The 24,866-nt window shown below is 69.3% G+C and carries 24 protein-coding genes and 2 pseudogenes; 9 read left to right on the plus strand and 17 right to left on the minus strand.

Annotation, left to right across the window (positions count from 1 at the left end; translation table 11 throughout):
- Positions 1-123 precede the first annotated feature (123 nt).
- Positions 124-1,590, minus strand: coding sequence for a hypothetical protein (locus G412_RS0121410; RefSeq protein ID WP_028813865.1), 1,467 nt, complete (start codon positions 1,588-1,590; stop codon positions 124-126).
- Between the two features lie 192 nt (positions 1,591-1,782).
- On the opposite strand from G412_RS0121410, the gene G412_RS0121415 reads away from it, so the two are divergent.
- Positions 1,783-3,645 carry an endonuclease/exonuclease/phosphatase family protein gene (locus G412_RS0121415; RefSeq protein WP_037649495.1) on the plus strand — a complete coding sequence of 621 codons (1,863 nt, stop codon included), beginning with the start codon at positions 1,783-1,785 and terminating at the stop codon, positions 3,643-3,645.
- 12 nt (positions 3,646-3,657) lie between these two features.
- Here G412_RS0121415 and G412_RS0121420 read toward each other — a convergent pair whose 3' ends face one another.
- Together G412_RS0121420 and G412_RS37305 are read right to left on the minus strand one after the other, a co-directional pair.
- A complete protein-coding gene (locus G412_RS0121420; protein WP_028813867.1) occupies positions 3,658-4,374 on the minus strand; it encodes an antibiotic biosynthesis monooxygenase in 717 nt (238 codons plus the stop codon).
- Between the two features lie 102 nt (positions 4,375-4,476).
- Positions 4,477-5,091 carry a DUF4232 domain-containing protein gene (locus G412_RS37305; RefSeq protein ID WP_157839147.1) on the minus strand — a complete coding sequence of 205 codons (615 nt, stop codon included), beginning with the start codon at positions 5,089-5,091 and terminating at the stop codon, positions 4,477-4,479.
- A gap of 120 nt (positions 5,092-5,211) precedes the next feature.
- Between G412_RS37305 and dapA the strand changes: the two genes are divergently transcribed.
- Positions 5,212-6,120, plus strand: coding sequence for a 4-hydroxy-tetrahydrodipicolinate synthase (gene dapA, locus G412_RS0121430; RefSeq protein ID WP_028813868.1), 909 nt, complete (start codon positions 5,212-5,214; stop codon positions 6,118-6,120).
- Here dapA and G412_RS0121435 read toward each other — a convergent pair.
- A complete protein-coding gene (locus G412_RS0121435; RefSeq protein ID WP_037649500.1) occupies positions 6,105-6,329 on the minus strand; it encodes a hypothetical protein in 225 nt (74 codons plus the stop codon). The genes dapA and G412_RS0121435 overlap by 16 nt on opposite strands.
- A 539-nt stretch (positions 6,330-6,868) precedes the next feature.
- Here G412_RS0121435 and G412_RS38365 point away from each other — a divergent pair.
- The gene (locus G412_RS38365) at positions 6,869-7,513 is read left to right on the plus strand and encodes a DUF4352 domain-containing protein (protein ID WP_028813870.1); all 645 of its coding nucleotides are present in this window, start codon (positions 6,869-6,871) and stop codon (positions 7,511-7,513) included.
- A 95-nt stretch (positions 7,514-7,608) separates the two neighbouring features.
- Here the strand turns inward: G412_RS38365 and G412_RS41075 are convergent.
- The 3 genes and pseudogenes from G412_RS41075 to G412_RS41650 form a co-directional block, all read right to left on the minus strand.
- Positions 7,609-7,810 (minus strand): annotated as a pseudogene (locus G412_RS41075) (YdcF family protein); the annotation flags it as partial.
- 75 nt (positions 7,811-7,885) lie between these two features.
- The gene (locus G412_RS38375; protein WP_244283167.1) at positions 7,886-8,329 is read right to left on the minus strand and encodes an ATP-binding protein; all 444 of its coding nucleotides are present in this window, start codon (positions 8,327-8,329) and stop codon (positions 7,886-7,888) included.
- A 177-nt stretch (positions 8,330-8,506) separates the two neighbouring features.
- A pseudogene (locus G412_RS41650) lies at positions 8,507-9,247 on the minus strand (GntR family transcriptional regulator).
- Positions 9,248-9,381: 134 nt separating this feature from the next.
- On the opposite strand from G412_RS41650, the gene G412_RS0121450 reads away from it, so the two are divergent.
- On the plus strand, positions 9,382-10,425 hold the full coding sequence (locus tag G412_RS0121450) for a DUF1152 domain-containing protein (RefSeq protein ID WP_028813871.1): 1,044 nt from the start codon (positions 9,382-9,384) through the stop codon (positions 10,423-10,425).
- Between the two features lie 125 nt (positions 10,426-10,550).
- Here the strand turns inward: G412_RS0121450 and dapD are convergent, their stop codons facing one another.
- Both dapD and G412_RS35490 read right to left on the minus strand, forming a co-directional pair.
- Positions 10,551-11,540, minus strand: coding sequence for a 2,3,4,5-tetrahydropyridine-2,6-dicarboxylate N-succinyltransferase (dapD, locus tag G412_RS0121455; RefSeq protein ID WP_028813872.1), 990 nt, complete (start codon positions 11,538-11,540; stop codon positions 10,551-10,553).
- 124 nt (positions 11,541-11,664) lie between these two features.
- Positions 11,665-13,029 carry an MFS transporter gene (locus G412_RS35490; protein ID WP_078607240.1) on the minus strand — a complete coding sequence of 455 codons (1,365 nt, stop codon included), beginning with the start codon at positions 13,027-13,029 and terminating at the stop codon, positions 11,665-11,667.
- An 83-nt stretch (positions 13,030-13,112) separates the two neighbouring features.
- On the opposite strand from G412_RS35490, the gene G412_RS0121465 reads away from it, so the two are divergent.
- Positions 13,113-13,982 carry a winged helix-turn-helix transcriptional regulator gene (locus tag G412_RS0121465; protein WP_028813873.1) on the plus strand — a complete coding sequence of 290 codons (870 nt, stop codon included), beginning with the start codon at positions 13,113-13,115 and terminating at the stop codon, positions 13,980-13,982.
- Between the two features lie 214 nt (positions 13,983-14,196).
- Positions 14,197-15,213: a DUF7847 domain-containing protein gene (locus tag G412_RS0121470; protein ID WP_037649502.1), complete on the plus strand. Its 1,017-nt coding sequence runs from the start codon at positions 14,197-14,199 to the stop codon at positions 15,211-15,213.
- A gap of 100 nt (positions 15,214-15,313) precedes the next feature.
- On the opposite strand, the gene G412_RS0121475 is transcribed toward G412_RS0121470, so the two are convergent.
- The 8 genes from G412_RS0121475 to G412_RS0121510 are packed head-to-tail and all read right to left on the minus strand — an operon-like array spanning position 15,314 to position 21,865.
- On the minus strand, positions 15,314-15,673 hold the full coding sequence (locus G412_RS0121475) for a metal-sulfur cluster assembly factor (RefSeq protein ID WP_037649504.1): 360 nt from the start codon (positions 15,671-15,673) through the stop codon (positions 15,314-15,316).
- Complete coding sequence (sufU, locus tag G412_RS0121480; RefSeq protein WP_028813876.1) at positions 15,670-16,134, minus strand: Fe-S cluster assembly sulfur transfer protein SufU; 465 nt, start codon at positions 16,132-16,134, stop codon at positions 15,670-15,672. The genes G412_RS0121475 and sufU overlap by 4 nt, the downstream gene beginning before the upstream one ends.
- An 11-nt stretch (positions 16,135-16,145) precedes the next feature.
- Entirely contained in the window at positions 16,146-17,402 is a 1,257-nt protein-coding gene (locus tag G412_RS0121485; protein ID WP_028813877.1) for a cysteine desulfurase, read from the minus strand.
- Positions 17,399-18,163 (minus strand): Fe-S cluster assembly ATPase SufC, encoded by a 765-nt coding sequence (gene sufC, locus G412_RS0121490; protein WP_028813878.1) that lies wholly within the window; start codon positions 18,161-18,163, stop codon positions 17,399-17,401. Before sufC ends, G412_RS0121485 begins: the two co-directional genes overlap by 4 nt.
- A 7-nt stretch (positions 18,164-18,170) precedes the next feature.
- Complete coding sequence (locus G412_RS0121495) at positions 18,171-18,488, minus strand: bifunctional 3-phenylpropionate/cinnamic acid dioxygenase ferredoxin subunit (RefSeq protein WP_028813879.1); 318 nt, start codon at positions 18,486-18,488, stop codon at positions 18,171-18,173.
- A complete protein-coding gene (gene sufD, locus G412_RS0121500; protein ID WP_028813880.1) occupies positions 18,488-19,666 on the minus strand; it encodes a Fe-S cluster assembly protein SufD in 1,179 nt (392 codons plus the stop codon). Before sufD ends, G412_RS0121495 begins: the two co-directional genes overlap by 1 nt.
- 58 nt (positions 19,667-19,724) lie before the next feature.
- A complete protein-coding gene (gene sufB, locus G412_RS0121505; RefSeq protein WP_028813881.1) occupies positions 19,725-21,146 on the minus strand; it encodes a Fe-S cluster assembly protein SufB in 1,422 nt (473 codons plus the stop codon).
- Positions 21,143-21,865: a helix-turn-helix transcriptional regulator gene (locus G412_RS0121510; RefSeq protein WP_028813882.1), complete on the minus strand. Its 723-nt coding sequence runs from the start codon at positions 21,863-21,865 to the stop codon at positions 21,143-21,145. Before G412_RS0121510 ends, sufB begins: the two co-directional genes overlap by 4 nt.
- A 271-nt stretch (positions 21,866-22,136) precedes the next feature.
- On the opposite strand from G412_RS0121510, the gene G412_RS0121515 reads away from it, so the two are divergent.
- The 3 genes from G412_RS0121515 to G412_RS0121525 are packed head-to-tail and all read left to right on the plus strand — an operon-like array spanning position 22,137 to position 24,866.
- Positions 22,137-23,072, plus strand: a complete 936-nt coding sequence (locus G412_RS0121515; RefSeq protein WP_028813883.1) for an ABC transporter ATP-binding protein — start codon at positions 22,137-22,139, stop codon at positions 23,070-23,072.
- A complete protein-coding gene (locus tag G412_RS0121520) occupies positions 23,069-23,836 on the plus strand; it encodes an ABC transporter permease (RefSeq protein ID WP_028813884.1) in 768 nt (255 codons plus the stop codon). The genes G412_RS0121515 and G412_RS0121520 overlap by 4 nt, the downstream gene beginning before the upstream one ends.
- 55 nt (positions 23,837-23,891) lie before the next feature.
- Positions 23,892-24,866, plus strand: a complete 975-nt coding sequence (locus G412_RS0121525) for a COX15/CtaA family protein (RefSeq protein WP_028813885.1) — start codon at positions 23,892-23,894, stop codon at positions 24,864-24,866.

Below are 24,866 nucleotides of genomic sequence, written 5' to 3' on the forward strand. Positions count from 1 at the left end.
CCCCGCCCCTTCCCGAAACTGGGGCTCCGCCCCAGGCCCCGGACGGGCTGGATGTTGACCGTCCGGCGCGGAGCCCCCGCAGGGCCACCCACCCGTGCCCCACCCCCCTCCCCCCCCAGAGTCTCAACCCGCTCTGCGCGACCTCGCCTTGAACGCCGCCTTCCGCGCTTCCTTCGCCGCCTTCTTGTCCGGGTGCAGCCGCCCCATCGCCTCCAGGACGTCCGCCGTGGCCGGGTGGTCCACCCGCCACGCCGCGTCGAAGAAACCGCTGTGACGGCCGGTCAGTCCCGCCACCAGCCCCTGGAGCTCGTCCGGTTCGCCGTCCGCGTCCAGTTGGGCGGCGATGGTGTCGATCGCCAGCCAGAAGATCATCGACTCGGGCGGCGGCGGCACGTCCGACGCCCCGTGCTCGGCGAGCCAGACCCGCGCCAGGCCGCCCAGTTCCGCGTCGTCGAGCACCTCGCGCACCGCTTCCTCCGCCCCCGGTCCGACCAGCGACAGCGCCTGCTGGCTGCGCAGCCTGCGCAGCGGCGCGCCGCTGTCCCTGCCCCGCGCCGCGGCAAGCAACTCACGCGCCGCGGCGGCCGGTTCGCGCCGGGCGAGCCACAGCTGCGTCTCGGCCCCGGCGGACGCCTCGGGGAAGTACGCGATGCCGTCGAGGAGCGCCTCGGCTCCCTTGTCCGCGAGGTCGCCGACCGCCGGCGCGTCCACGCCCGCTTCGAGCATGCGGGCCCTGACTCCGTACAGACCGAGCGGGGTCAGCCCCACCATTCCGTACCGCGTCACGTCCTCGTCGTCGAGGGGCGGCTGGGGCTCCGCGCCCTCCTCCGCCATCAGCGCCTCGTCGACGGGCTGGTAGGTGACGAGCCCGATCGGCTCCAGCACCCGGAACTGGTCGTCGAGCCGCATCATCGCGTCCGACACCTGCTCCAGTACGTCGTCGGTGGGCTCGCCCATGTCGTCCGGCACGATCATCGAGGCGGCGAGCGCCGGCAGCGGCACCGGACCTTCCGCCGCGCCCCCGGAGACGGTCAGCAGGTACAGATTGCCGAGTACGCCCTCCAGGAAGTCGGCCTCCGCCTCCGGGTCCCACTCCAGCGCCTCGAAGTCGATCTGCCCGTCCTCGGCGATGGCGCCCGCGAGGTCGTCCAGGACGGGCGCGGTGGCGTCGGCGAAGACGGCGTCGAAGGCGTCGAGCCAGATGGCGAGTACGTCCTGGGGGCTTCCCGAGGTGAGCAGTGCCAGGTTCTCGCCGGCCGTGACGGTACCGGTGGCCTCGGCGTCGCCCTCCGCGCCGTCCGACCCCTCCTCGGGGTCTGTCACGTCGACAAGTCCCGCGTCGACGGCGAGCCGCCAGGCCTCGCTCGCCTCCGCCGCGCCGTCCTCGTCGGCGGACAGCCCGAGGTGCGCGGCGGCCTCCGGAAGCTGCTCGTCGACGAGTTCACCGCCCGCGCCGACCCGGGTCGCGGGCCCCGCCCACCGGGCGAGCCGCGCGGCGCGCGCGAGCAGCGGCGAGGTGAGCGCCTCCCGCGCCAGTTCGGCGTCGGAGTGGAGCCGCACCGGCGGCAGGGTCGGGCGGTCACCGGACATCTGGGGGTTCTCCTTGGCGCATTCGGGTCGGGCGGCCCCCAGCGTAGACGTATTTGCCCCCATCCCACCGGGTTCATGTACGCGTCAGAAGCCGTACACCCGGCGGCCCTTGACAACCTCCGGGCCCACACAAGAGATTGACGCGCGTAGAACCACGCTCTACCCCTCATCCCTCGCACTCGGAGCCACGTGATGACAGCCCGTTCCTCCTCCCTCCCGAGATCCGCCGCGGTCGCGGCCGTCGTAGCCACCGCACTGGCAGGCGGCCTGCTGGCCGGCTCGTCCGCCGCCTCCGCGACCGCCACCGCTTCCGCGACCGCTTCCGCGGAGACCCGGATCCACGACATCCAGGGCACCACCCGGATATCCCCGCTCGCCGGACAGCAGGTCACCGACGTGTCCGGCATCGTCACGGGTGTGCGGACGTACGGCTCGAAGGGCTTCTGGTTCCAGGACCCCGAGGCCGACAGCAACGCCGCCACCAGCGAGGGCGTCTTCGTCTTCACCAGCTCCGCGCCGACCGTCGCCGTCGGTGACGCCGTCAAGGTGTCGGGCACGGTCGGCGAGTACATCCCCGGCGGTACCCCGTCCGGCAACCAGTCGGTCACCCAGATCTCCAAGCCGGCGGTGACCGTGGTCTCCTCGGGCAACGCACTGCCCGAGCCGGTCACGATCTCGGCTAAGTCCGTTCCCTCCTCGTACGCCCCCGAAGGCGACCCGGCGGCGGGCGGCAGCATCAACGCACTGCCGCTGAAGCCGTCGGCGTACGCCCTGGACTACTACGAGTCGCTGGAGGGCAGCAACGTCCGCATCGGCTCGTCGCGCGTGGTCGGCGCGACCGACCCGTACGCGGAACTGTGGGTCACGGTGAAGCCCGGCGAGAACGACAACCGGCGCGGCGGCACGGTCTACGGCTCGTACACCTCGCAGAACACCGGCCGGCTCCAGATCCAGCAGCTCGCGCCGGTCTCCCAGCGGCCGTTCCCGAAGGCGAACGTCGGGGATGTGCTGTCGGGTACGACCGAAGGCCCCCTGGACTTCAACCGGTTCGGCGGCTACACCCTGACGGCCCGCACGCTCGGCACGGTCACCGACCGCGGCCTGGAGCGCGAGTCGACCCGGCCGCAGCGCCGCGGCGAGCTGGCGGTGGCGACGTACAACGTCGAGAACCTCGACCCGGGCGACCCGCAGACGAAGTTCGACGCGCTGGCGGCGGCGGTCGTGGACAACCTCGCCTCTCCCGACATCCTCACCCTGGAGGAGATCCAGGACAACAACGGCGCCAAGAACGACGGCACGGTCTCCGCCGAGGAGACGCTGAAGAAGTTCACGACCGCGATCGCCGCGGCCGGCGGCCCGTCGTACGCCTGGCGCACGGTCGACCCCGTCAACAACAAGGACGGCGGCCAGCCCGGCGGCAACATCCGTAACGTCTTCCTCTTCAACCCCGAGCGGGTCTCCTTCACCGACCGCGGCGCCGGCGACGCCACCACCGCGACCGGTGTCGTACGGGAGAAGGGCCGCGCGGCCCTGACCCTCTCCCCCGGCCGGATCGACCCGGCGAACGCGGCCTGGGAGAACAGCCGCAAGCCGCTGGCCGGCGAGTTCACCTTCCGTGGCCGTACGGTCTTCGTCATCGCCAACCACTTCGGCTCGAAGGGCGGCGACGAGGGCCTGGCGTCGCACCACCAGCCGCCGGTGCGCAAGTCGGAGGTCAAGCGTCTGGAGCAGGCCCAGTCGGTCAACGCGTTCGTGAAGGACATCCTCAAGGCCCAGCGCAACGCGGACGTACTGGTCCTCGGTGACATCAACGACTTCGAGTTCTCCGCGACGACGAAGGCCCTGACGGCGGACGGCGCGCTCTACCCGGCGGTCAAGTCCCTGCCGCGCTCCGAGCGTTACTCGTACGTCTTCCAGGGCAACAGCCAGGTCCTGGACCAGATCCTGACCAGCCCGTCGATCGGGAAGTTCAGCTACGACAGCGTGCACATCAACGCGGAGTTCGCCGAGCAGAACAGCGACCACGACCCCCAGGTCATCCGCTTCCGCCCGTAGTTCCCGGGCCCGTCACACGCCCGCGCTCAGGCTGAGCGCGGGCGTGTACCGCTTCACGCCGCCACCGGTCACGCCCGGATAGCCGTGGACCTTCTGCCACTGCGGCGTCGCCGCGCCCACGCCGCCGGTCCCGCCCAGCGCCTCGATGTGCGCCTCGGCGCTCTCCCACTCCGCGTAGTTCAGCACGCGCGTGCCGTCCGTACTGACGTGGAAGTGTCCGGCGATCCCGCCGGGGTGCAGGCCCGGGTCCGTCGCGAGCGCCTCGAACACGGTGTCCACCCAGTCCCGCTGCCGGTCCGCGTCGGGCCCGTCGAACTCGACGTCGACGATCACGACGCAGCCGGGGACACGGTCGGCGCCGCCGGGCGCGAGCGGCGTGCTCCGGTACACGTCGTAGGCGTGCAACCCGACCCGCTCGATCCCGGGCACGGCCGCGTCGATCTCGGCGTTGCGCTCGTCCCGGAAGGCCGCGACGAACGCGTGGTAGTCCTCCAGACCGCGCCACTGCGAGTAGTGCAGCAGGGTGTCGCCGTCCTCACCCACGTACACGCTGTACGACAGCAGCCCCACGTCCGGCCACGGGCGGCTCTGCCACACCTTCGAGATGGCCTCCACAGCGGCCCGCTGGCGCTCCGGCGTACCGACCCGCCAGGTACTGGCCAGCACGGCTCCGGCGTCCGAACGCCCCACCAGGGGACGGGTGTCGAGCTGCGCGCCTCGTACGGACATGGCTGACCCTCCTCACTCGACGCGCCGGTGCGGCGCGTTCTCGTGCTCACCATCCTCAAACCCGAAGCGCGGTTGAGGTCAAGCAAGCTCGCGCTCCGGCGGTCAGGAAGGGAGGCGGTCCCAGGGCGAGACCTCCAGCGTGGCGCCGTCGCCCAGTTCCGTCATCACCTCGAACGTCCGGGACTCCTGGCGCGGGGCGGGCGCGATCCTGAGGTACGCGCCGGAGCCCTCGGAGCCGGGAGCCACCGCGACCCGCCACGTCAGCGACGCCGTGGCCCTCTGGCCGGGTTCCAGGCGCGGGAAGTCGTGGGTGGCCGGCCGCAGTCGCACCGTGACGGCGCGCGGCTCGTGGTCCTTGTCCAGTACCTCGACCGCCGGGTGGTCGGTGATCTGGTACGGCTTCTTGCCGCAGTTGGTGAGCTGCACGCTGGTCGCGCGCAGGCCCATGGCGCCGTCCACGAAGGAGTCCATGTGCACCGTGACGCCCGACGCCGGACACGACGGCGTCGCCGCCTCGGTGATGGTCGGGGTGGGGACGGGAGCGGCCTCGGGAACGCCGGTGGCTGAGGCGCGGGGCGGCGCCGAGCGGGTCGCCGCGGGTGTCGGCGTCGGCCCCGGCTCGCCCTCCCCCTCCGGTACGAGGAACTCGCACCCCGACAGCGCCATCGCCCCCGCGACCGCCCAGGCCACTGCTCCACCGCTTCTGCGTATGCCCATATTCCCCATCCCCACCTCGGTTTCACAGCAAATGCCCGCCGCCACTGTTCAGCATCGCTTGCCATTCACACCAAGAAAATCTAAGTGGACCTTCACCATCCGGCGGCCGAGACTTCCCGTATGACCGCATCAGGCCCTTTCGGCCGCGCCCTGTGCGCAATGATCACACCGTTCACGCCTGCGGGGACACTGGACCTGGACGGCGCCCAGTCGCTCGCCGACCGCCTGGTGTCCGAAGGCGGCTGCGAAGGTCTCGTACTGAACGGCACCACTGGCGAGTCCCCGACCACCACCGACGCCGAGAAGAGCGCGCTCGTACGGGCCGTGTCCGACGCGGTCGGTGACCGGGCGTCGGTTCTGGCGGGCGTCGGGAGCGCCGACACGCGGCACACGGTCGAGCTGGCACGGGAGGCCGAACGGGCGGGCGCGGACGGGCTGCTGGTGGTCACGCCGTACTACAGCCGGCCGCCCCAGGACGCCGTCGAGGCGCACTTCCGGCGGGTCGCGGACGCGGTCGGCATTCCGCTGATGCTGTACGACATCCCCGGCCGCACCGGCACCCGCATCGAGGTCGGGACCATGCTGCGTCTCGCCGGCCATCCGCGTATCACCGCGGTCAAGGACTGCGCGTACGACCTGCTGGGCAGCGCCACCGTGATCTCGCAAACGGATCTCGCCTACTACTCGGGCTGCGAGGAGCTGAACCTGCCGCTCTACGCGGTGGGCGGGGCGGGCTATGTCAGTACGGTCGCCAATTGCGCGCCCCGCGCCATGCGGGCGGTCCTCGACGCGTACGACGCCGGGGACACGGCGGAGGCCGCCCGCGCCCACCGGCGCGCCCTGCCCCTCATCACTCTCACGATGGCGTCGGGCCTGCCCGGCACGGTCACCACGAAGGGGCTGCTCGATGCGCTGGGGCTGCCCGCGGGCCCGGTCAGGGAACCACTGCGGCCCGCCGACCGGGCAACGGTCAGCGGGCTGCTGGAGGCGTATGAACTCTTGATTCAGCCGGGTCAGTCCGACATGTAGGTCCGGCCGAGAATCGTGGCGTGCTCCAGGACGTCCTCCATTGGGTCGTCAATCTGACCGGTGCTGATCAGAGCCACGCGGGGCGCGTTGTGGGAATTGTTGTGCGTCTCGTCAGCGTGCGCCGCCCCCGCGGGCAGCCCCACCGCCAGGAGAACCGCGCCGCATCCACTGATCCACCGGGCCAGTGCCCGAGTCCGCTGTGCCGTCATACCGTTACCCCACCTGTTCTTCGTCCGATGTGCCGACCTGGTTATCCACCTGCCTATCCACCCGAACGGCCCAGAGGTCACGCGAGGTCATCCGTGTGAGTGTGGTTCGAAATACTTGCGAACGGCTGGGGACATCAGGAGGACCTCTTCACTCTGGACGCAGCCCTGGGATCACGCTGAGCGGCATCCTCTGAGGAGGACGCGACCTTCGTGGACGCCGACATCGCACTGCCCGCCGCAGCGGCGGCCGCAGCCCGCACCCCCGCGCTGACCGACCGGACGCGGCAGGAGACTCACTCTCGGCCGAACTGGAGGAAAACCCCAGCTCAAGCGGCCTCGCCAAAGCCGACCCCGAACCATAACAGAAAGCAACCGTCCGTAACCGAGAATATGCGCGCCATAGGCAGTCTGAATTAGCCGCCGCAGCTTATGGCGCAGAGGAGTCGAATGGGCAAATGATGGAACTACGACCGCGGCCTCACCGGCGGACGACGTTGGCGCCGAGTGTCGCCCCGGGGATCAGAGTCCAGGAGATTTCCATGCGCGACAAGAACCCCCCTCAATGGAGTGGCCCCCCGACAGGCGCATCGGAGGCCCCCCAGCGTCGCCACGGCTGGGTGAGGCGCCACAAAATATTCACAGCTCTAATCGCGCTCATCGCCCTCATCGTCGTGATCGTCATTGCGAGCGCTGGCGGGGGTGGGGGCGGGGATGACACAGCTCCCCAGCCTCCCACCACAACGGCTCCGCGGGAGGAAGAACGGCAGGACGAGCCCCAGGGGAGTCAGGGAGCTGGCATCGGCGACCCAGTCCGTGATGGAAAGTTCGAATTCACCGTGACCAAGGTCCAGCCAGGAGTCCAGCGAATCGGCGGCGAGTTCGGCAAGGAAGCGCAGGGACAGTTTATTCTCGTGCACATGACCGTCCAGAACATTGGCAACGAGTCGCAACTCTTCGATGGCGATGCGCAGAAGCTGTTCGACCCAAAGGATCGCGAGTTCAGCGCTGACGCCGGGGCGGCCATCTATCTGGAGGAGAGCAAGTCGTTCCTCAACGAGATCAACCCAGGCAACAAGGTAAACGGCATCGTTGTGTTCGACGTTCCCAAGGATGTCAAGCCGGTCAAAATCGAGCTGCATGACTCGGTATTCAGCGGTGGCGTAACCGTTAACCTCAATCGTTAGTAACGCACTCAGTCTGCGCCCCGTCAGCGGCCTGTCAGCCGCCGAGGAGGCGGCTGTCGAACCCGGCGGCGAGGAGGAGCGTCGCATGCGCCACGCACGCCCCGCGGCACATCCCCCGCGTCGGCCAGGAGCGGGCGGGAGAGGGCAATGTTCTGAACGGTGGTTCCCGTCTCCGGTACCAGCAGAATCACGGAGTCGGGGAACCCAAGTTGGAGGGCGTGCTCGCGGAAGTGCACGGCCCTCACCGCGCGGAATGCGCGCTGCGGTGGTGGGGCCGTTGCCACCGGTGAACACGAGCGTGGTCTCTGCACGCCGTAGCCGGGGCCGGCTGCCCCCACATCCGCCCGCGGGTCCCGGACGCCGGGCCCCATCTCAAGGCTTCCAAGCATCGTTGATCGAGAAGGAGACCCGCGTGCCGCCGAAGGGACTTGGGCCGGCGCACCACGAGTCAGCCAGCGCGTCGACCAGGCGCAGTCCTCGTCCGTGCTCGTCATTGGCTGTGGGCTTATGCATCCGCACCCTGGCCGGGAAGCCTGGGTTGTGCACGTCCACCCGCAGCGAGTGGCCAATGCGCCACCATTCCACCCGTACGCGCCAAGGATCCTCCGCTTCCCCGTAGAGAACTGCGTTCGTGACCAGTTCCGAGATCATCAGTACGCAGTCGTCCAGCGAGCACGCCAACTCTTCCCGATCAATGAACTTCCGGAACCAGCACCGCGCTCGGGCCACGGACTCAGGAGCCGGATACAGGGTCATTCGGCCGATGGACACCGGCACAGCCGGAGCACCAACAGGACTGTCCTGGGGATCGTTCATGCGCTTCCCACTCTCTACCGTTGCAGTCACAGTCCAGACAGCGGCGCTTGGGCGATACAGAGCGCGAATGTCTGACCGCGGACACGTCACTTACGATGAAGTGGCCTTAGCCACTTAGTGGATAGTGGCATTGGCCACTTTGGTCCCGCAAGCAGTTCGCCAAGAGAGGCCCGGCTTTCAACCGATCGGGTAGCCCTGCTCGAACGCCCAACGGTTCGGCGGGTAGGTCGCCTCAGCGAACTCCAACGGACGGTCTTGCAAGTCGAAGACGACATGATGAACGATCAGCACTGCCGAGCCTGGATCCAACTCCAGGTCGGACACCTCCTCTTGCGTGGCGAGCCGAGAGCACACCCGATCCTCGGCATAGCTGGCTTGACGCCCCGTCATGGTCTCGACGTACATCAAGGTGCCCTCCTGGATCCGGTCCGGATCGCAGAGCTTCGGCGCGCGTTCACCCACGTCTGGGCCGAACCACGAAGTCGACAACGTGATCGGACCCGACTGATCCTTGGTCACTCGGCGACGCTGAACTGCGCGGGCGCCCGTGGGCAGATTCAGCGCCTCGGCAACGTAGTCGGGCGCTTCCAGTCATCCAGCCGATGTGATGACGGCGTACTCGCCAGGGGCGTAGATCTTCCCGGCCTGTTTGGCCCGGCCGTACAGCTCACGAGCCCGGCGGTTCACCGCAAGAGCACGCACATACGTACCGGAACCCTGCCGCTTCTCGACCAAACCTTGATGACTCAGCGCCTCCAGGGAGCGCGCGGCCGTTGGCCGCGAAACGCCCCAATCCGCAGCGAGTTGCCGCTCGGAAGAAACCTCGTCGCCAGGCCGCAAGTCGCCCCGCAAGATTTGATCGCGGATGTGATACGCAATCTGGAGGTACTTGGGCTTGGCCTCTTCGATCTGCGGCATCCGAACCCCTCCCTAAGTGGCTATAACCAGTAGCCACTATAGGGAGAGTGGCCAGCACGGTAACCCGTACTCTGAGCGGCGTGACGCGCTTGATCGTGGCAGCAGGTGGAGGGGGCGACGCTGTCGCCGCCGCAATGCTCAGCGCCGCCGTGTACGGCGGACAGAGCCAAGCGATGATTTTCACTTACGCGTGGGACCGTCTCTTGATCGACCCTTTGCCCGGTCCACGGGGACCGGGCAACTTCACCAGGCTCCGCCCGATCACCAGAAGCGTCCAAGCCGTGCCGGCCGACGCGAAGCCTGTAGCCCCGGCAGGGTCCACCCTCCCCAGGCTGGCTGCTCAGCTGCCCCATACTTTTGCCCTCATTGACCCGCACCACGGCGCCGAGGGCATCACCCGCCAGCTCGAAGAACTCATCGAGCACCTCGCCCCTGATTCCATCGACCTCCTGGACGTCGGCGGCGACATCCTCGCCCGAGGCGACGAACCAACTCTCCGCAGCCCACTGGGAGACGCCCTCACACTCGCAGCCTGCTGCCGGCTCAACGCCCCCGTACGACTCCTGATCGCAGGCCCCGGTCTGGACGGCGAACTACCCGCCGAAGACCTACGCGACCGCATGGGCCCCGCCGTCCTCACCCTCACAGCGGAGCACGTCGAGCCGGTCAGCCAGGTCCTGGAATGGCACCCCTCCGAGGCAACAGCGATGCTCGCGGCCACAGCCAGAGGCGTCTGCGGCCTGTGCGAAATCAGGGACGCCGGCCTGCCGGTCCCACTCACCGACGAAGGCCCCACGATCCACGAAGCCGACCTGGACGAGGCGATCGACCGCAACCAACTCGCCCGAGCCGTCCTCGCCACCGAAAGCCTGACAGAGGCCGAGCAGCACAGCCGCGAGATCTGCGGATACTCAGAGATCGACTACGAGCGCAACAAGTCCACTCGGCTCGCATCCCAGCCCCAGCGTGATCTCTCCCCGGAGACCACACTCCGCCGACTCGACCGCTTCGAGGCCGAAGCCCGCGACCGAGGCGTCACGCACACGACGTTCCGCAGGATCACCGAAGCTCTGGGCCTCAACGGCACCCAACGCCAAGACCTCAGGGCCCTTCTGATCGCCAGCCGCCCGAAGCAATACCAAGCCCCGCTGTGGCACATCCCGAACAAACCTGAGTAACCACTTCCTCGAAGGAGCCCCTGCCCTCCGCCCAAGGGAAACAGAGAGGCTCTGTCTCCCCATGGCAGGCGTGGGCCCTCCCAGGCCGACTGGGGGCCGTGGGAGGGCGCACGGTGGGAGCTTGATCAGTTGTGGCTGTGGAGGATTTCGTTCAGGCCGCCCCAGACCGCGTTGTTCGGGCGGGCCTCGACGGTGCCCGTTACCGAGTTGCGGCGGAACAGGATGTTGCTGGCACCGGAGAGTTCGCGGGCCTTGACGATCTGGCCGTCGGGCATCGTGACGCGGGTGCCCGCCGTGACGTACAGGCCCGCCTCGACCACGCACTCGTCGCCGAGCGCGATGCCGACGCCCGCCTCGGCGCCGACCAGGCAGCGCTCGCCGATGGTGATGCGGACGTTGCCGCCGCCGGAGAGGGTGCCCATGGTGGACGCGCCGCCGCCGATGTCGGAGCCGTCGCCGATGACGACGCCCGCGGAGATGCGGCCCTCGACCATGGAGGTGCCGAGAGTGCCGGCGTTGAAGTTGACGAAGCCCTCGTGCATGACGGTGGTCCCCGAGGCGAGGTGCGCGCCGAGGCGGACGCGGTCCGCGTCGGCGATACGGACGCCTGCCGGAGCGACGTAGTCCGTCATGCGCGGGAACTTGTCGACCGACGTGACCTGGAGGTGCAGGCCCTCGGCGCGGGCGTTCAGCCGTGCCGTTTCGAGCTGGTCCACCGCGACCGGGCCCAGCGAGGTCCACGCGACGTTGGCGAGGAGGCCGAAGAGGCCGTCCAGGTTCTGGCCGTGCGGCTGGACCAGGCGGTGCGAGAGGAGGTGCAGGCGCAGGTACGCGTCGTGGGCGTCCAGCGGCTTGTCGTCCAGCGAGGCGATGACCGTACGGACGGCGACGACCTCGACGCCGCGGCGGGCGTCGGGGCCCAGGGCCTTCGGCGCGGAGGCGCCGAGCAGCTCGGCGGCGCGCTCGGCGGTGAGGCGCTCAGTGCCGGCGGGGCCCGGCTCGGCGACGAGCTCGGGGGCGGGGAACCAGGTGTCGAGGACGGTGCCGTCCGCGGCGAGGGTGGCGAGGCCGGCGGCGACAGCGCCGGTGGTGCGAGTAGCAGTCGTATCGGTCATGCCTGAACGCTAACCGGCACCGGCGTGTCGAGGCGAACCAGTCCCGGATGCCGGGCGCCGGTGCCCGGCGGAGACCCCCTTGGGGCCGCCCCGGCACCCGGCCGAACCCTGTCGCCGGACGGGCTCATTTTCCCCGCTCCGCCACGGGCGGCTCCGCCGTGTCCGCAAGCGCCGGACGGGCTTGATTCTGCCGCGCCACCTGGCCTTTCGTACTCGGGCGGACATTCCACTCACGGCGGGCTCGCAACCCGTCCGGCGCTTGAGGACCGGGGCGCGGGGCAGCGACCCGCACACGGCGGAGCCGCGGAAGAGACGGCCCTCCGGCCGCACGGCCGAGCCGTCCCGCCGCGATCACCGCCCCGCCCGCCGCCAGCGCCAGCGCCGCGCTCAGCGGCCAGAGCAGGCCCGGCGCCGTTTCGTACAGGGCGCCTCCCAGCGGTGGGGCGAGGATGACGCCGCTGACCGAGACACCGGCGTACAGGCTCTGGAAGCGGCCCTGCGCGTGGTCCGGCGCCTGATCGGCGACGTAGGCGGTGGCCGGGGTCTTGTAGAGGATCTCCCCCGCCGTCAGGAGCAGCATCATCACCACGGCCACCGGAAGGGAAGCGCCCAGCGTCAGGGCGCCGTAACCCAGGCCGACCAGGACCAGGCCCAGGCCGACGATCGTCAGGGGCGCGCGCCTGCGCAGGACGACGGCCGCCGGGAGTTCCAGGCAGAGGATGACCGCTCCGTTGATGGCGATCAGCCAGCCGTACGCGCGGGTGTCCATGCCGTGGTCGCCGAGGAAGACCGGGACGGTGGAGAACATCTGCCGGTAGACGATGTCGGCGAAGAAGATCGATACGAGGAGGACGAGGACCGTGGGGCGGGCCCGCAGTTCCCGCCACACCCCCGGCGCGGGGCGGCTCGGGGGGCGCCGGACGGGCGGGCGGGCCCCCGGAAGGACCAGCGCGGCGTACAGCGCGAAGAGAAGGGTGCCGATGCCGTCCGCGACGAAGATCAGCGTGTACGAGAACTCCGCCGAGACCAGCGCCCCGAGCGGCGCGCCCACGGTGAAGCCCGCGTTCCCGGCCACCCGCATCACGGCGAAGCCCTGGCGGCGCGATCCGTCGGGTACGGAGACCGCGATGAGCGCGGAGTTCGAGGCGCGCACGACGCCCTGCGCGTACTGGGCCAGCGGCAGTGCGGCGTACAGCAGTGTGTCCGGCAGGGCGGGCAGCGCGACCAGCCCGGCGCCCGCGAGCACGGAGGCGGCCAGCAGTGTGTGCCGGTGGCCGAAGCGGTCACCGAACCAGCCTCCGGTGAAGTTCCCGGCGACCAGGCCGACGCCTCCGATGCCGCTGATGACGCCTGCCTGGGCGACGGCCAGCCCTCGCTCGTCCGTCAGGTAGGCGAAGAGGTAGATGAAGGTGAAGGCGACGGCGCTGTTGAAGAAGATGCCGAACGCCAGTTGCCACACGGTCTTCGGTACGTCCCGAAGTGACCCCAAACTGCCCGCCCCCTGAGTAAGTTCCTAGTGATTCCGCGTGAGTTCCCTTTGGGAACGGACTGGACTATGCCAGCATGAGAGCCATGGCACAACGCACCCGCCTCGACGACGCCGACTGCGCCATCGCCCAGGCCCTCGACGTCGTCGGCGACTGGTGGACCCTGCTGATCGTGCGCGACGCGTCCCGTGGTGTGCACCGCTTCGACGCGCTCCAGGCCGAGACCGGCATGTCCCGCAAGGTGCTCGCCGAGCGGCTGCGCATGCTGGTCGACGCGGACGTACTGACGCGCGAGCCGTACCAGGACCGGCCCGTCCGGTACGAATACCGCCTCACCCGGCGGGGCCGCGCACTCCTGCCCGTACTGATCGCGCTTCAGGACTGGGGCGACACCTGGCTGCTCGGGGACGGGGAGACGATGGCGACGGCGGAGCAGGCGTCGCGGGAGGCCGAGCGCGTGCACCGGCTCGCCGGCACACGCCTGCCCGAGCTGCGACTCCTCGGCATGGACGGCGACTCGCGCGATCCGGTCGCGGACACGCCGTACACCGTCCTGTACTGCTTCCCGGGCGCGTACGCCCGCACCGAGGCCTATCCGCCCGGCTGGGCCGATATCCCGGGCGCGCCGGGCTGCACCCTCGAATCCTGCACGTACCGCGACCAGTTGGCCGAGTTCACCGCCGCGGGCGCGACCGTGCACGGGGTGTCCGTTCAGCGCCCGGACGAGCAGCGGGCGTTCGCAGACAAGGAGCGGCTGGGCTTCCCGCTCCTGTCGGACGCGGACCTCACGCTGGCGGCCGCGCTGCGCCTGCCGACGTTCCGCGCGGCGGGCATGAGCCGGCTGAAGCGGCTGACGCTGGTGGTGGATCGCGACCGTACGGTCCGCCAAGTCCTCTATCCGGTCACGGACATCGTGGCGAGCGTGGAGGCGGCACTGGCCACCGTCAGGTCCTGACTGGAGGGGTGACTGGAGGGTCTGCGCGAGCAGGCTCACCGGATACGGTGTAGCGCCCGGTCAGGGCCTGGAACGCAACGGAGTGAAAGTGGCGCACGATTCGGGCTGGAACGGCCCCCACGGCGACGGACCGTACGCGGGACCCCCACACGCAGGAGCCCCGCACGCAGGATCCCCTCAACCGCCGCCGCCCGGCTGGGGCGGCGGCGGTTGGATGCCGCCCCACCCCCCGCCGCCCAAACCGGGCGTGATCCCGCTGGCGCCGCTCTCGCTCGGGGACATCCTCGACGGCTCCATGTCCACGGTGGGCCGTTACTGGAAGCAGTTGTTCGGCATAGCCGTGCTGATGTACGGCGGCGCGCTACTGGTGACGCTGGCGGCCCTGGGCATCGCCTACTCCGCGACGAGCGACAGCCTGGACAAGGTGCTCGACGCCGCGCAGTACGACGACTCCCCGGACTCCGATGTCGTGGCGCCGCTGGTCATCGCGTTCGTCCTGGTCTTCGTCGTCGCCGTACTTGCCATGGTGATCGCCAACGCGGCCATCATGGCCGCCTGCCCGGCCGTCCTCCAGGAAGCGGTACTCGGCCGCCGTACGACCCTCGGCGCGGTGTGGCGCCGCGCCTGGGCGAGGGTGCCCGCCGTGATCGGCGCGATGCTGCTGCCCTGGCTCGTCGCGATGCTCATCATGGCCATCTTCATGGTCAGTTACGTCGTGATGATCGTGTCGTTGGTCTCGGACGACGCGTCCGGGGCATGGGCCGTGCTGGGCTTTCTCCTGCTGCTGGCGTGCATTCCCGTGGCGGTCTGGGTGTGGGTGCTGTTCAGCCTGGCACCGGCCGCCGTGGTCTTCGAGTCCCAGCGGCCCGTCGCCGCGCTGCGCCGCTCGGCCCGGCTGGTGAAGGGCTCCTGGTGGCGGATCTTCGGCATCAGCATGCTGGCGTGGGTCATCGCCATGATCGCGGGGTACATCGTGCAGCTGCCGCTCACGATCATCGGCATGATGTCGAGCATGCCCGGCATGGCCGACATGGGGCCCGAACCCGGCGTGGGCGAGGCCCTCACCGCGATGGCCGGCTACCTGGGCTTCATCATGCTGGGCAGCATGATCAGCCAGATCATCGCCGCCACCTTCCCCCCGCTGGTGACCAGCCTGCTGTACGTCGACCAGCGCATCCGCAGGGAGAACCTGGCCCCGGCCCTCGCCGAGGCGGCGGCGGCCCCGCACTGACGCGGCCATCGGCATGCGAGAGGCCCCCGGCGCATTGATCGCCAGGGGCCTCTCGCACGCCGTACGCGTATCAGCGGTACTCGTATCGGCCGTACTGCTCTCAGACGTTGAAGCCGAGCGCGCGAAGCTGCTCGCGGCCGTCGTCCGTGATCTTGTCCGGGCCCCACGGCGGCATCCAGACCCAGTTGATCTTGAGCTCGTTGACGATGCCCTCGGTCGCCGACTTCGCCTGGTCCTCGATGACGTCGGTCAGCGGGCAGGCCGCGGACGTCAGCGTCATGTCGAGCGTGGCGATGTTCGAGTCGTCGATGTGGATGCCGTAGATGAGGCCGAGGTTGACGACGTCGATGCCCAGCTCGGGGTCGACCACGTCGTACAGCGCCTCGCGGACCTCCTCCTCGGAGGCCGGCTTGGTGGTCACGGTCTCGGTCTCGGTGGGTGTCACAGCGTTCTCGCTCATGCGGTCTTCCTCTCGGCGCCGTCGCCCAGTGCCTGGGCCGTCGCGTCCTTCCATGCCATCCAGCTCAGCAGAGCACACTTCACCCGCGCCGGATACTTCGAGACACCGGCGAACGCGACCGCGTCCTCCAGCACCTCCTCCATCGCGTCGTCCGGCTCGATCTGACCCTTGGACTGCATCAGTTCCAGGAAGGTCGCCTGGATCTTCTGCGCCTCGGTCAGCTCCTTGCCGACCAGCAGATCGTTCAGCACCGAGGCGCTGGCCTGGCTGATGGAGCAGCCCTGGCCCTCGTACGAGACGTCGGCGATGGTCGCGCCGTCGTACTTCACGCGAAGCGTGATCTCGTCGCCGCACGTCGGGTTGACGTGGTGCACCTCGGCGTCGCCGTCCCGGAGCCCGCGCCCGTGGGGGTGCTTGTAGTGGTCCAGGATGACTTCCTGGTACATCGAATCCAGCTTCACGATCCCAGCCCTCAGCCGAAGAAGTTCCGGACGTGCTCCAGCCCCTCGACCAAGGCGTCGACCTCGGCCGGCGTGGAGTACAGATAGAACGACGCTCGCGTGGTCGCAGGAATTCCGTACCGCAGGCAGACAGGCCGCGCGCAGTGGTGTCCGACCCGGACCGCGATGCCCAGCTCGTCGAGAACCTGGCCCACGTCGTGCGGGTGGATGTCGCCGAGCACGAAGGAGATCGTCGCGCCGCGGTCCTCGGCCGTCGTCGGGCCGATGATCCGCAGGCCCTCGACCTCCGAGAGGCGCTTGACCGCGTACTCGGTGATCGCGTGCTCGTGAGCGGCGATCTTGTCCATGCCGATCGCGGTGAGGTAGTCCACGGCCGCGCCGAGGCCGACGGCCTGGGCGATCGGGGGCGTACCCGCCTCGAACTTGTGCGGAGCGGGAGCGTACGTCGACGAGCTCATCGACACGGTCTCGATCATTTCGCCGCCGCCGAGGAACGGCGGAAGGTCCTCCAGCAGCTCCTGGCGGCCCCAGAGCACCCCGATGCCGGTCGGTCCGGCCATCTTGTGGCCGGTGAAGGCCACGAAGTCGGCCTGGAGTGCCTGTACGTCGAGCGCCATGTGCGGCGCCGCCTGCGAGGCGTCGATGCACACCAGCGCGCCGACCTCCTGGGCGCGGCGGATGATCGTGTCGACCGGGTTGATCGTGCCCATGATGTTCGAGACCAGCGTGAAGGAGACGATCTTCGTCTTCTCGGTGATGATCTCGTCAATGTTGGACAGGTCGAGGCGGCCGTCGTCGGTGATGCCGAACCACTTCAGCTTCGCGCCCGTGCGCTGCGAGAGCAGTTGCCACGGGACGATGTTGGAGTGGTGCTCCATCTCCGTGATGACGATCTCGGTCTCGGCGTCCACGCGGTAGGGCTCGTCGGCCCAGCCCAGCATGTTCGCCACGAGGTTGAGCGACTCGGAGGCGTTCTTCGTGAAGATGACCTCGTCGCGGCTCGGCGCGTTGATGAAGGCGGCGACCTTGTCGCGGGCGCCCTCGTACAGCGCCGTGGCCTCCTCGGCGAGCACGTGAACGCCGCGGTGGACGTTGGCGTTGCTCTGCTCGTAGTACGCGTTCAGCGCGTCGAGGACCTGGCGCGGCTTTTGCGAAGTCGCCGCGTTGTCCAGGTAAACGATCTTCTTCCCGTCGTGGACCACACGATCCAGCAGGGGGAAGTCCTTGCGGATCGCCTCGGTGTCGAGAAGGCCCGGCAGCTGTGTCACGCGGTTACGCCACCCTTCGTGTACTTCTCGTAGCCCTCGGCCTCGAGCTCGTCGGCGAGCTCCGGGCCGCCGGACGCCACGATCTTGCCCTTGGCGAAGACGTGTACGAAGTCCGGCTTGATGTAGCGCAGGATGCGCGTGTAGTGGGTGATCAGCAGGGTGCCGACCTCGCCGCTCGCGTGGACGCGGTTGACGCCCTCGGAGACCTGGCGAAGCGCGTCGACGTCGAGGCCGGAGTCGGTCTCGTCGAGGATCGCGATCTTCGGCTTGAGGAGCTCCAGCTGGAGGATCTCGTGGCGCTTCTTCTCACCGCCGGAGAAGCCCTCGTTGACGTTGCGCTCGGCGAAGGCCGGGTCCATCTGGAGGGTCTCCATGGCCGTCTTGACCTCCTTCACCCACGTGCGCAGCTTGGGGGCCTCGCCGCGGATCGCCGTCGCCGACGTACGCAGGAAGTTGGAGACCGAGACGCCGGGGACCTCGACCGGGTACTGCATGGCGAGGAACATGCCGGCGCGGGCACGCTCGTCGACGGACATCTCCAGGACGTCCTCGCCGTCGAGGGTGACGGTGCCGCTGGTGATCGTGTACTTGGGGTGACCGGCGATCGAGTACGCGAGGGTGGACTTGCCGGAGCCGTTGGGGCCCATGATGGCGTGGGTCTCGCCCTGCTTCACGGTCAGGTCGACGCCCTTGAGGATCTCCTTGGTGGAGTTGTCGGCCTCGACGGAAACGTGCAGGTCGCGGATTTCAAGCGTTGCCATGGGTGTCTCAGGACTCCTGTGTGACGGAGACGAGCACATCGTCCCCTTCGATCTTGACGGGGTATACGGGGACGGGGCGCGTCGCGGGAAGGCCGGAGGGCTTGCCGGTGCGGAGGTCGAAGCTCGAGCCGTGCAGCCAGCACTCGATCATGCAGTCCTCCACCTCGCCCTCCGAGAGGGAGACGTTCGCGTGCGAGCAGATGTCGTTGATCGCGTACACCTCGCCCTCGGTGCGGACGACGGACACCGGTGTGCCGTCGAGTTCCACCCGTTTCGGGGTGTCGTCCTCCAGCTCACTCAGCGCACAGGCTTTGACGAAGGCCATCAGACGGACGCCTCCAGCTCCGCGTCGATCTTGGCGAGGAGGCGTTCCTCGACGTCGGGCAGACCGATCTGCTGGACGAGCTCCGCGAAGAAGCCGCGGACGACCAGACGGCGGGCCTCTTCGGCCCGGATGCCGCGCGACATGAGGTAGAAGAGCTGCTCGTCGTCGAAGCGGCCGGTCGCCGAGGCGTGGCCGGCGCCGACGATCTCGCCGGTCTCGATCTCCAGGTTGGGGACAGAGTCGACGCGCGCGCCGTCCGTGAGGACGAGGTTGCGGTTCAGCTCGTACGTGTCCGTACCCTCGGCGGCGGCCTGGATCAGCACGTCGCCGATCCACACGGCGTGCGCGCCGTCGCCCTGGAGCGCGCCCTTGTAGGCGACGTTCGACTTGCAGTGCGGGGTGTTGTGGTCGACCAGGAGGCGGTGCTCCTGGTGCTGGCCCGCGTCGGTGAAGTACAGGCCGAAGAGCTCGGCCTCGCCGCCGGTGCCGGCGTACTGGACCAGCGGGCTGAGGCGTACCAGGTCACCGCCGAAGGTCACCACGACCGACTTGAACGAGGCGTCACGGCCGACCAGCGCGTTGTGCTGCGAGACGTGCACGGCCGTGTCGTCCCAGTCCTGCACGGACACCACGGTCAGCTTCGCGCCGTCGCCGAGGACGAAGTCGACGTTGGCGGCGAGCACGGCGTCACCGGTGTGATCGATGACGACGACAGCCTCGGCGAAGGCGCCCAGCTCGACGACCTGGTGGCCGTAGGCGGTACCGCCCTCGCCGTGCACGGCGATCCGGATGGGCTCGGTCAGTACGGCTTCCTTGGGCACCGAGACGACCGAGGCTTTCTCGAAGGAGCTGTACGCCTGGGCGGCCACCCGGTCCACCGGGGTGCCGGCCCTGCCGATCCGCGCGTCGGAGCGGTCCACCGTCTCGACGGTGACGCCCTCGGGGGCGGTCACCTCGACGGTGAGTACGCCGCCGGCCTCGGCGGTGCCGTCGTGCAGCCCGCGCAGGCGCTCCAGCGGCGTGAACCGCCACTCCTCCTCGCGGCCGTGCGGCACGGGGAAGTCCGCCACGTCGAAGGACGGCGGGGCGCTCATGCGCGTGGCGACGGTGGACTCGGCGGCCACCGCGATCGTGCCGGCGGTGGTGGAGCCCACCGGGATGTTCTGAGCCTCAGCCATGGCTGTCGTAGTGCTCTCTCTCTGGGTCGAAAGTCAGTCGCTGCGGGGCACGGGGGCGTTAGCCGACCGAACCCTCCATCTGCAGCTCGATCAGCCGGTTGAGCTCCAGCGCGTACTCCATGGGCAGCTCCTTGGCGATCGGCTCGACGAAGCCGCGGACGATCATCGCCATGGCCTCGAACTCCGTCATGCCGCGGCTCATCAGGTAGAAGAGCTGGTCCTCGGAGACCTTGGAGACGGTCGCCTCGTGGCCCATGGACACGTCGTCCTCGCGCACGTCGACGTACGGGTACGTGTCCGAGCGGGAGATCGTGTCGACGAGCAGCGCGTCGCACAGCACGTTGGACTTCGAGCCCGGCGCGCCCTCGCCGATCTCGACGAGACCGCGGTAGGAGGTCCGGCCGCCGCCTCGCGCCACCGACTTGGAGACGATGTTGGAGGAGGTGTTCGGCGCCATGTGGACCATCTTGGAGCCGGCGTCCTGGTGCTGGCCCTCGCCCGCGAAGGCGATCGACAGGGTCTCGCCCTTGGCGTGCTCGCCCATCAGGTAGACGGCCGGGTACTTCATCGTCACCTTGGAGCCAATGTTGCCGTCGACCCACTCCATGGTCGCGCCCTCGTACGCCACGGCGCGCTTGGTGACCAGGTTGTAGACGTTGTTCGACCAGTTCTGGATGGTCGTGTAGCGGCAGCGGCCGCCCTTCTTGACGATGATCTCCACGACGGCGCTGTGCAGCGAGTCGGAGGAGTAGATCGGGGCGGTGCAGCCCTCGACGTAGTGGACGTAGGCGTCCTCGTCGACGATGATCAGCGTCCGCTCGAACTGGCCCATGTTCTCCGTGTTGATACGGAAGTAGGCCTGGAGCGGGATGTCGACGTGCACACCCTTGGGTACGTAGATGAACGAGCCGCCGGACCACACGGCCGAGTTCAGCGACGCGAACTTGTTGTCACCGACCGGGATGACCGTGCCGAAGTACTCCTGGAAGAGCTCCGGGTGCTCCTTCAGCGCGGTGTCCGTGTCGAGGAAGATGACGCCCTGCTCCTCCAGGTCCTCACGGATCTGGTGGTAGACGACCTCGGACTCGTACTGGGCCGCGACACCGGCGACGAGGCGCTGCTTCTCCGCCTCGGGGATGCCGAGCTTGTCGTACGTGTTCTTGATGTCCTCGGGCAGGTCCTCCCAGGACTCCGCCTGCTTCTCCGTGGAGCGCACGAAGTACTTGATGTTGTCGAAGTCGATGCCCGACAGGTCCGCGCCCCAGCTCGGCATGGGCTTCTTGCCGAACAGCTTGAGGCCCTTCAGCCGCAGCTTCAGCATCCACTCCGGCTCGTTCTTCTTCGCCGAGATGTCGCGAACGACCTCTTCGGACAGGCCGCGCCTGGCCGTGGCGCCTGCCGTGTCGGAGTCGGCCCAGCCGAATTCGTACGTACCCAGGCCCTCGAGTTCGGGGTGGGCAGTCTCCGTGGGGAGAGTCATGCGGGGTTCCTCCCGGCCGTACTTGCAGATGCTGAATTGGTGGTCTTGGGGATAAACGTGGTGCACACACCGTCGCCGTGGGCGATGGTCGCCAGACGCTGCACGTGCGTTCCGAGCAGCTCGGAGAAGAACTCGGTCTCCGCCTCACACAGCTGCGGATACTGCTCGGCCACGTGAGCTACCGGGCAGTGGTGCTGGCAGAGCTGCTCTCCGACCGGTGCGTTACGCGTCGTAGCAGCGTACCCGTCGGCCGACAAGGCCCTGGCGAGCGCCTCGGTCCGGTCCTCGGGGGCGGCGGACTCGACCGCCTCGCGGTACGCCCCGGCCTGGGCGGCGAACCGCGCGCGGGCGAACGCGGCCACTGCCGCCTCGCCCTTCTCGCCGCCGCCGGCCGCCTGCGCGATCCAGTGCAGGGCGTCGGCCGCGAGCTTGTCGTAGGACTGGTCGAAGGCGTCCCGGCCGCAGTCGGTGAGTGCGAAGACCTTCGCGGGCCTGCCCCGGCTCCTGGTCCCGTACACGCGCTGCTCGCGGGGCTCGACGACGTTCTCGGCGACGAGCGAATCGAGGTGACGGCGGACGGCGGCCTGGGTGAGACCGAGGCGTTTCGCGAGATCGGCGGCGGTGGACGGGCCGTGGTCCAGGACTGACCGCGCGATCCGGTTGCGCGTCGAGCGCTCACCGGTCGCGAGCTCCTCCTGGGGAGGCTCAGCCGAACTCACACCGTATTTCACAACGCCATTGTTGCGTAATTCCTCAGAGCGTGACAACCCGCGTCCCGATCAAGCCCCGGTGGGCTGCATCACTTAGGCATGCCTAATCTGACCTGCGGAAATGATCAAAGCCGCACACGGAGACACGGCCGGGCCGACTGCGGGCCGGGCGGGAACGGAACGGGCCTTCCGGACACTCCGACCGGCTTGACCAGGGTCTTTCCGCCGTTGACCGGAGCCCCCGGCCACGAGCACCGGCAGCTTCTCTAGACTTCCCGGCATGAGAAGCGAGACCGCCCAGGTCGCCGTCCAGGTCTGCGGACTGGTCAAGCGGTACGGCAGCAAGACCGCCGTCGACGGCCTCGACCTGGAGGTCCGCCCGGGCGCGGTCACCGCCGTCCTCGGTCCCAACGGGGCCGGCAAGACCACCACGATCGAAACCTGCGAGGGCTACCGCAGGCCGGACGCGGGGACGGTCCGCGTCCTCGGCCTCGACCCGGTCGCCGACGCGGCCGAGCTGCGCCCCCGGATCGGGGTGATGCTCCAGTCGGGTGGTGTGTACTCGGGCGCCAGGGCCGACGAGATGCTGCGCCACGTGGCGAAACTCCACGCCCACCCGCTGGACGTCGACGCGCTCATCGAGCGCCTCGGCCTCGGCGGCTGCGGCCGTACGACGTACCGGCGGCTCTCCGGCGGGCAGCAACAGCGGCTCGCACTGGCGATGGCCGTCGTCGGCCGCCCCGAGCTGGTCTTCCTGGACGAGCCGACCGCGGGCCTCGACCCGCAGGCCCGCCGGTCCACCTGGGACCTCGTGCGCGAGCTCCGTACCGACGGCGTCACCGTCGTCCTCACCACCCACTTCATGGACGAGGCCGAGCAGCTCGCCGACGATGTCGCGATCATCGACGGGGGCCGCGTGATCGCCCGGGGCAGCCCCGAGGAGCTGTGCCGCGGCGGCGCCGAGAACACCCTGCGCTTCACCGGACGCCCCGGCCTCGACATCGCGTCCCTGCTCAAGGCGCTGCCCGTGGACACGCTGGCGGCCGAGCTGACGCCGGGGACGTACCGGATCACCGGCAAGGTCGATCCTCAACTGCTGGCCACCGTCACCTCCTGGTGCGCGCAGCACGGCGTGATGCCGGACGGCATCTCTGTCGAGCGGCACTCCCTGGAGGACGTCTTTCTCGAGCTGACCGGTAAGGACCTTCGTTCATGAGCATCGGTACTTACACCCCCCGGCCAGGAGCGGCCCCGCTGCCCCGGATGATCGCGGCGCAGACCGCCTTCGAGACGAAGATGCTGCTGCGCAACGGCGAGCAGCTGCTCCTGACGGTGATCATCCCGGCGCTGCTGCTGGTGCTGTTCTCAGCGGTCGACATCGTGGATACGGGCGAGGGCAAGTCGGTGGACTTCCTGGCCCCCGGCATCCTCGCCCTCGCCGTCATGTCCACGGCGTTCACCGGGCAGGCCATCGCGACCGGCTTCGAGCGCCGCTACGGCGTGCTGAAGCTGCTCGGCACGTCTCCCCTCCCCCGCTGGGCCCTGATGACGGCGAAGACCCTCTCCGTGCTCGTCACCGAGGTGCTTCAGGTCGTCCTTCTCACGGTGATCGCCTTCGGCCTCGGCTGGTCCCCGCACGGCAACCCGTTCGCCGTGTTCCTTCTCCTGGTCCTCGGTACGGCGGCCTTCTCCGGCCTCGGCCTGCTGATGGCCGGCACGCTCAAGGCGGAGGCGACACTGGCCGCCGCCAACCTCGTCTTTCTGCTGCTCCTGGTGGGCGGCGGCGTGATCGTGCCGCTCGACAAGTTCCCGGACGCCGTCCAGTCTGTCCTCGGCCTGCTGCCGATCTCGGCCCTGTCGGACGGCCTGCGCGACGTACTCCAGCACGGCGCGGCGATCCCGTGGGGCAATCTCGGAATCCTGACCGCGTGGGCGGTGCTGGGTCTCGGCGCGGCTGCCCGTTTCTTCCGCTGGGAGTAAGGAACGCCCCGTTTCGGACCCCCCTCGTGAATTCCCGCACAAGCCCCGCCCTACGATGGTTCCCGTGTTGACCCCCCTCGCCCTCATCGCGCGGCGCTGGACGCCCACCCCCCGTACGCTCCGGCGCGCCGCGCTCTCCGCCGTCGTGATGACCGTCCTCATCATCGTCACCGGCGGCGCGGTACGGCTGACCGGCTCCGGCCTCGGCTGCGACACCTGGCCGAAGTGCACCGACGACAGCCTCTTCGCGACGCCCGAACAGGGCATCCACGGCGCGATCGAGTTCGGCAACCGCATGCTGACGTACGTCCTGTCGGCCGCGGTCGGCTGGGCGATCATCGCGGCCCGGTCCACGAAGCCGTGGCGGCGCGGTCTCACCCGCCTCGGCTGGGCCCAGTTCTGGATCGTGATGGGCAACGCCGTCATCGGCGGCATCACCGTCTGGGCGGGCCTCAACCCCTGGACCGTCGCCGGGCACTTCCTCCTCGCCAACGCCCTGCTCACCGTCGCCGTGATCACCTGGCAGCGCACCCGTGAGGGCGACACGGCTCCCCGGCCGCGCGTCCCGCGCCCCGTCCGGAACCTCTCCTGGGCGGTCGTCGTCACCTCGGGGCTTCTGATCGCCCTGGGCACGACCGTGACCGGCTCGGGCAAGCACGCCGGTGACAGCAGCGACGTACCGCGCATGCCGTGGGACTGGGCGGACGCCGCTCACCTGCACGCCGCTGCCGCCTGGGTCGTCTGTGCGCTGGCCATCGCCATGTGGCTGGTCCTGCGCGTGGTGGACGCCCCGGTCGACACCCGGGCGCGCGCCCGCGACCTGCTGATCGTCCTGCTCGCGCAGGGCGGCATCGGTTACGTCCAGTTCTTCACCGGGGTCCCCGAGATCCTCGTGAGCGCCCACATGCTCGGCTCCTCGCTGATGTGGATCGCGGTACTGCGCCTGGCGCTGAGCCTGCGCGAGCGCCCGCTCGAAACCTCGGCCCCGCTGCCCGCCCAGTCCGGCTCAGCGGTGTCCGCCACCGTCTGA

The sequence above is a fragment of the Streptomyces flavidovirens DSM 40150 genome (assembly GCF_000429085.1).
In the GTDB taxonomy this organism is placed as follows: domain Bacteria; phylum Actinomycetota; class Actinomycetes; order Streptomycetales; family Streptomycetaceae; genus Streptomyces; species Streptomyces flavidovirens.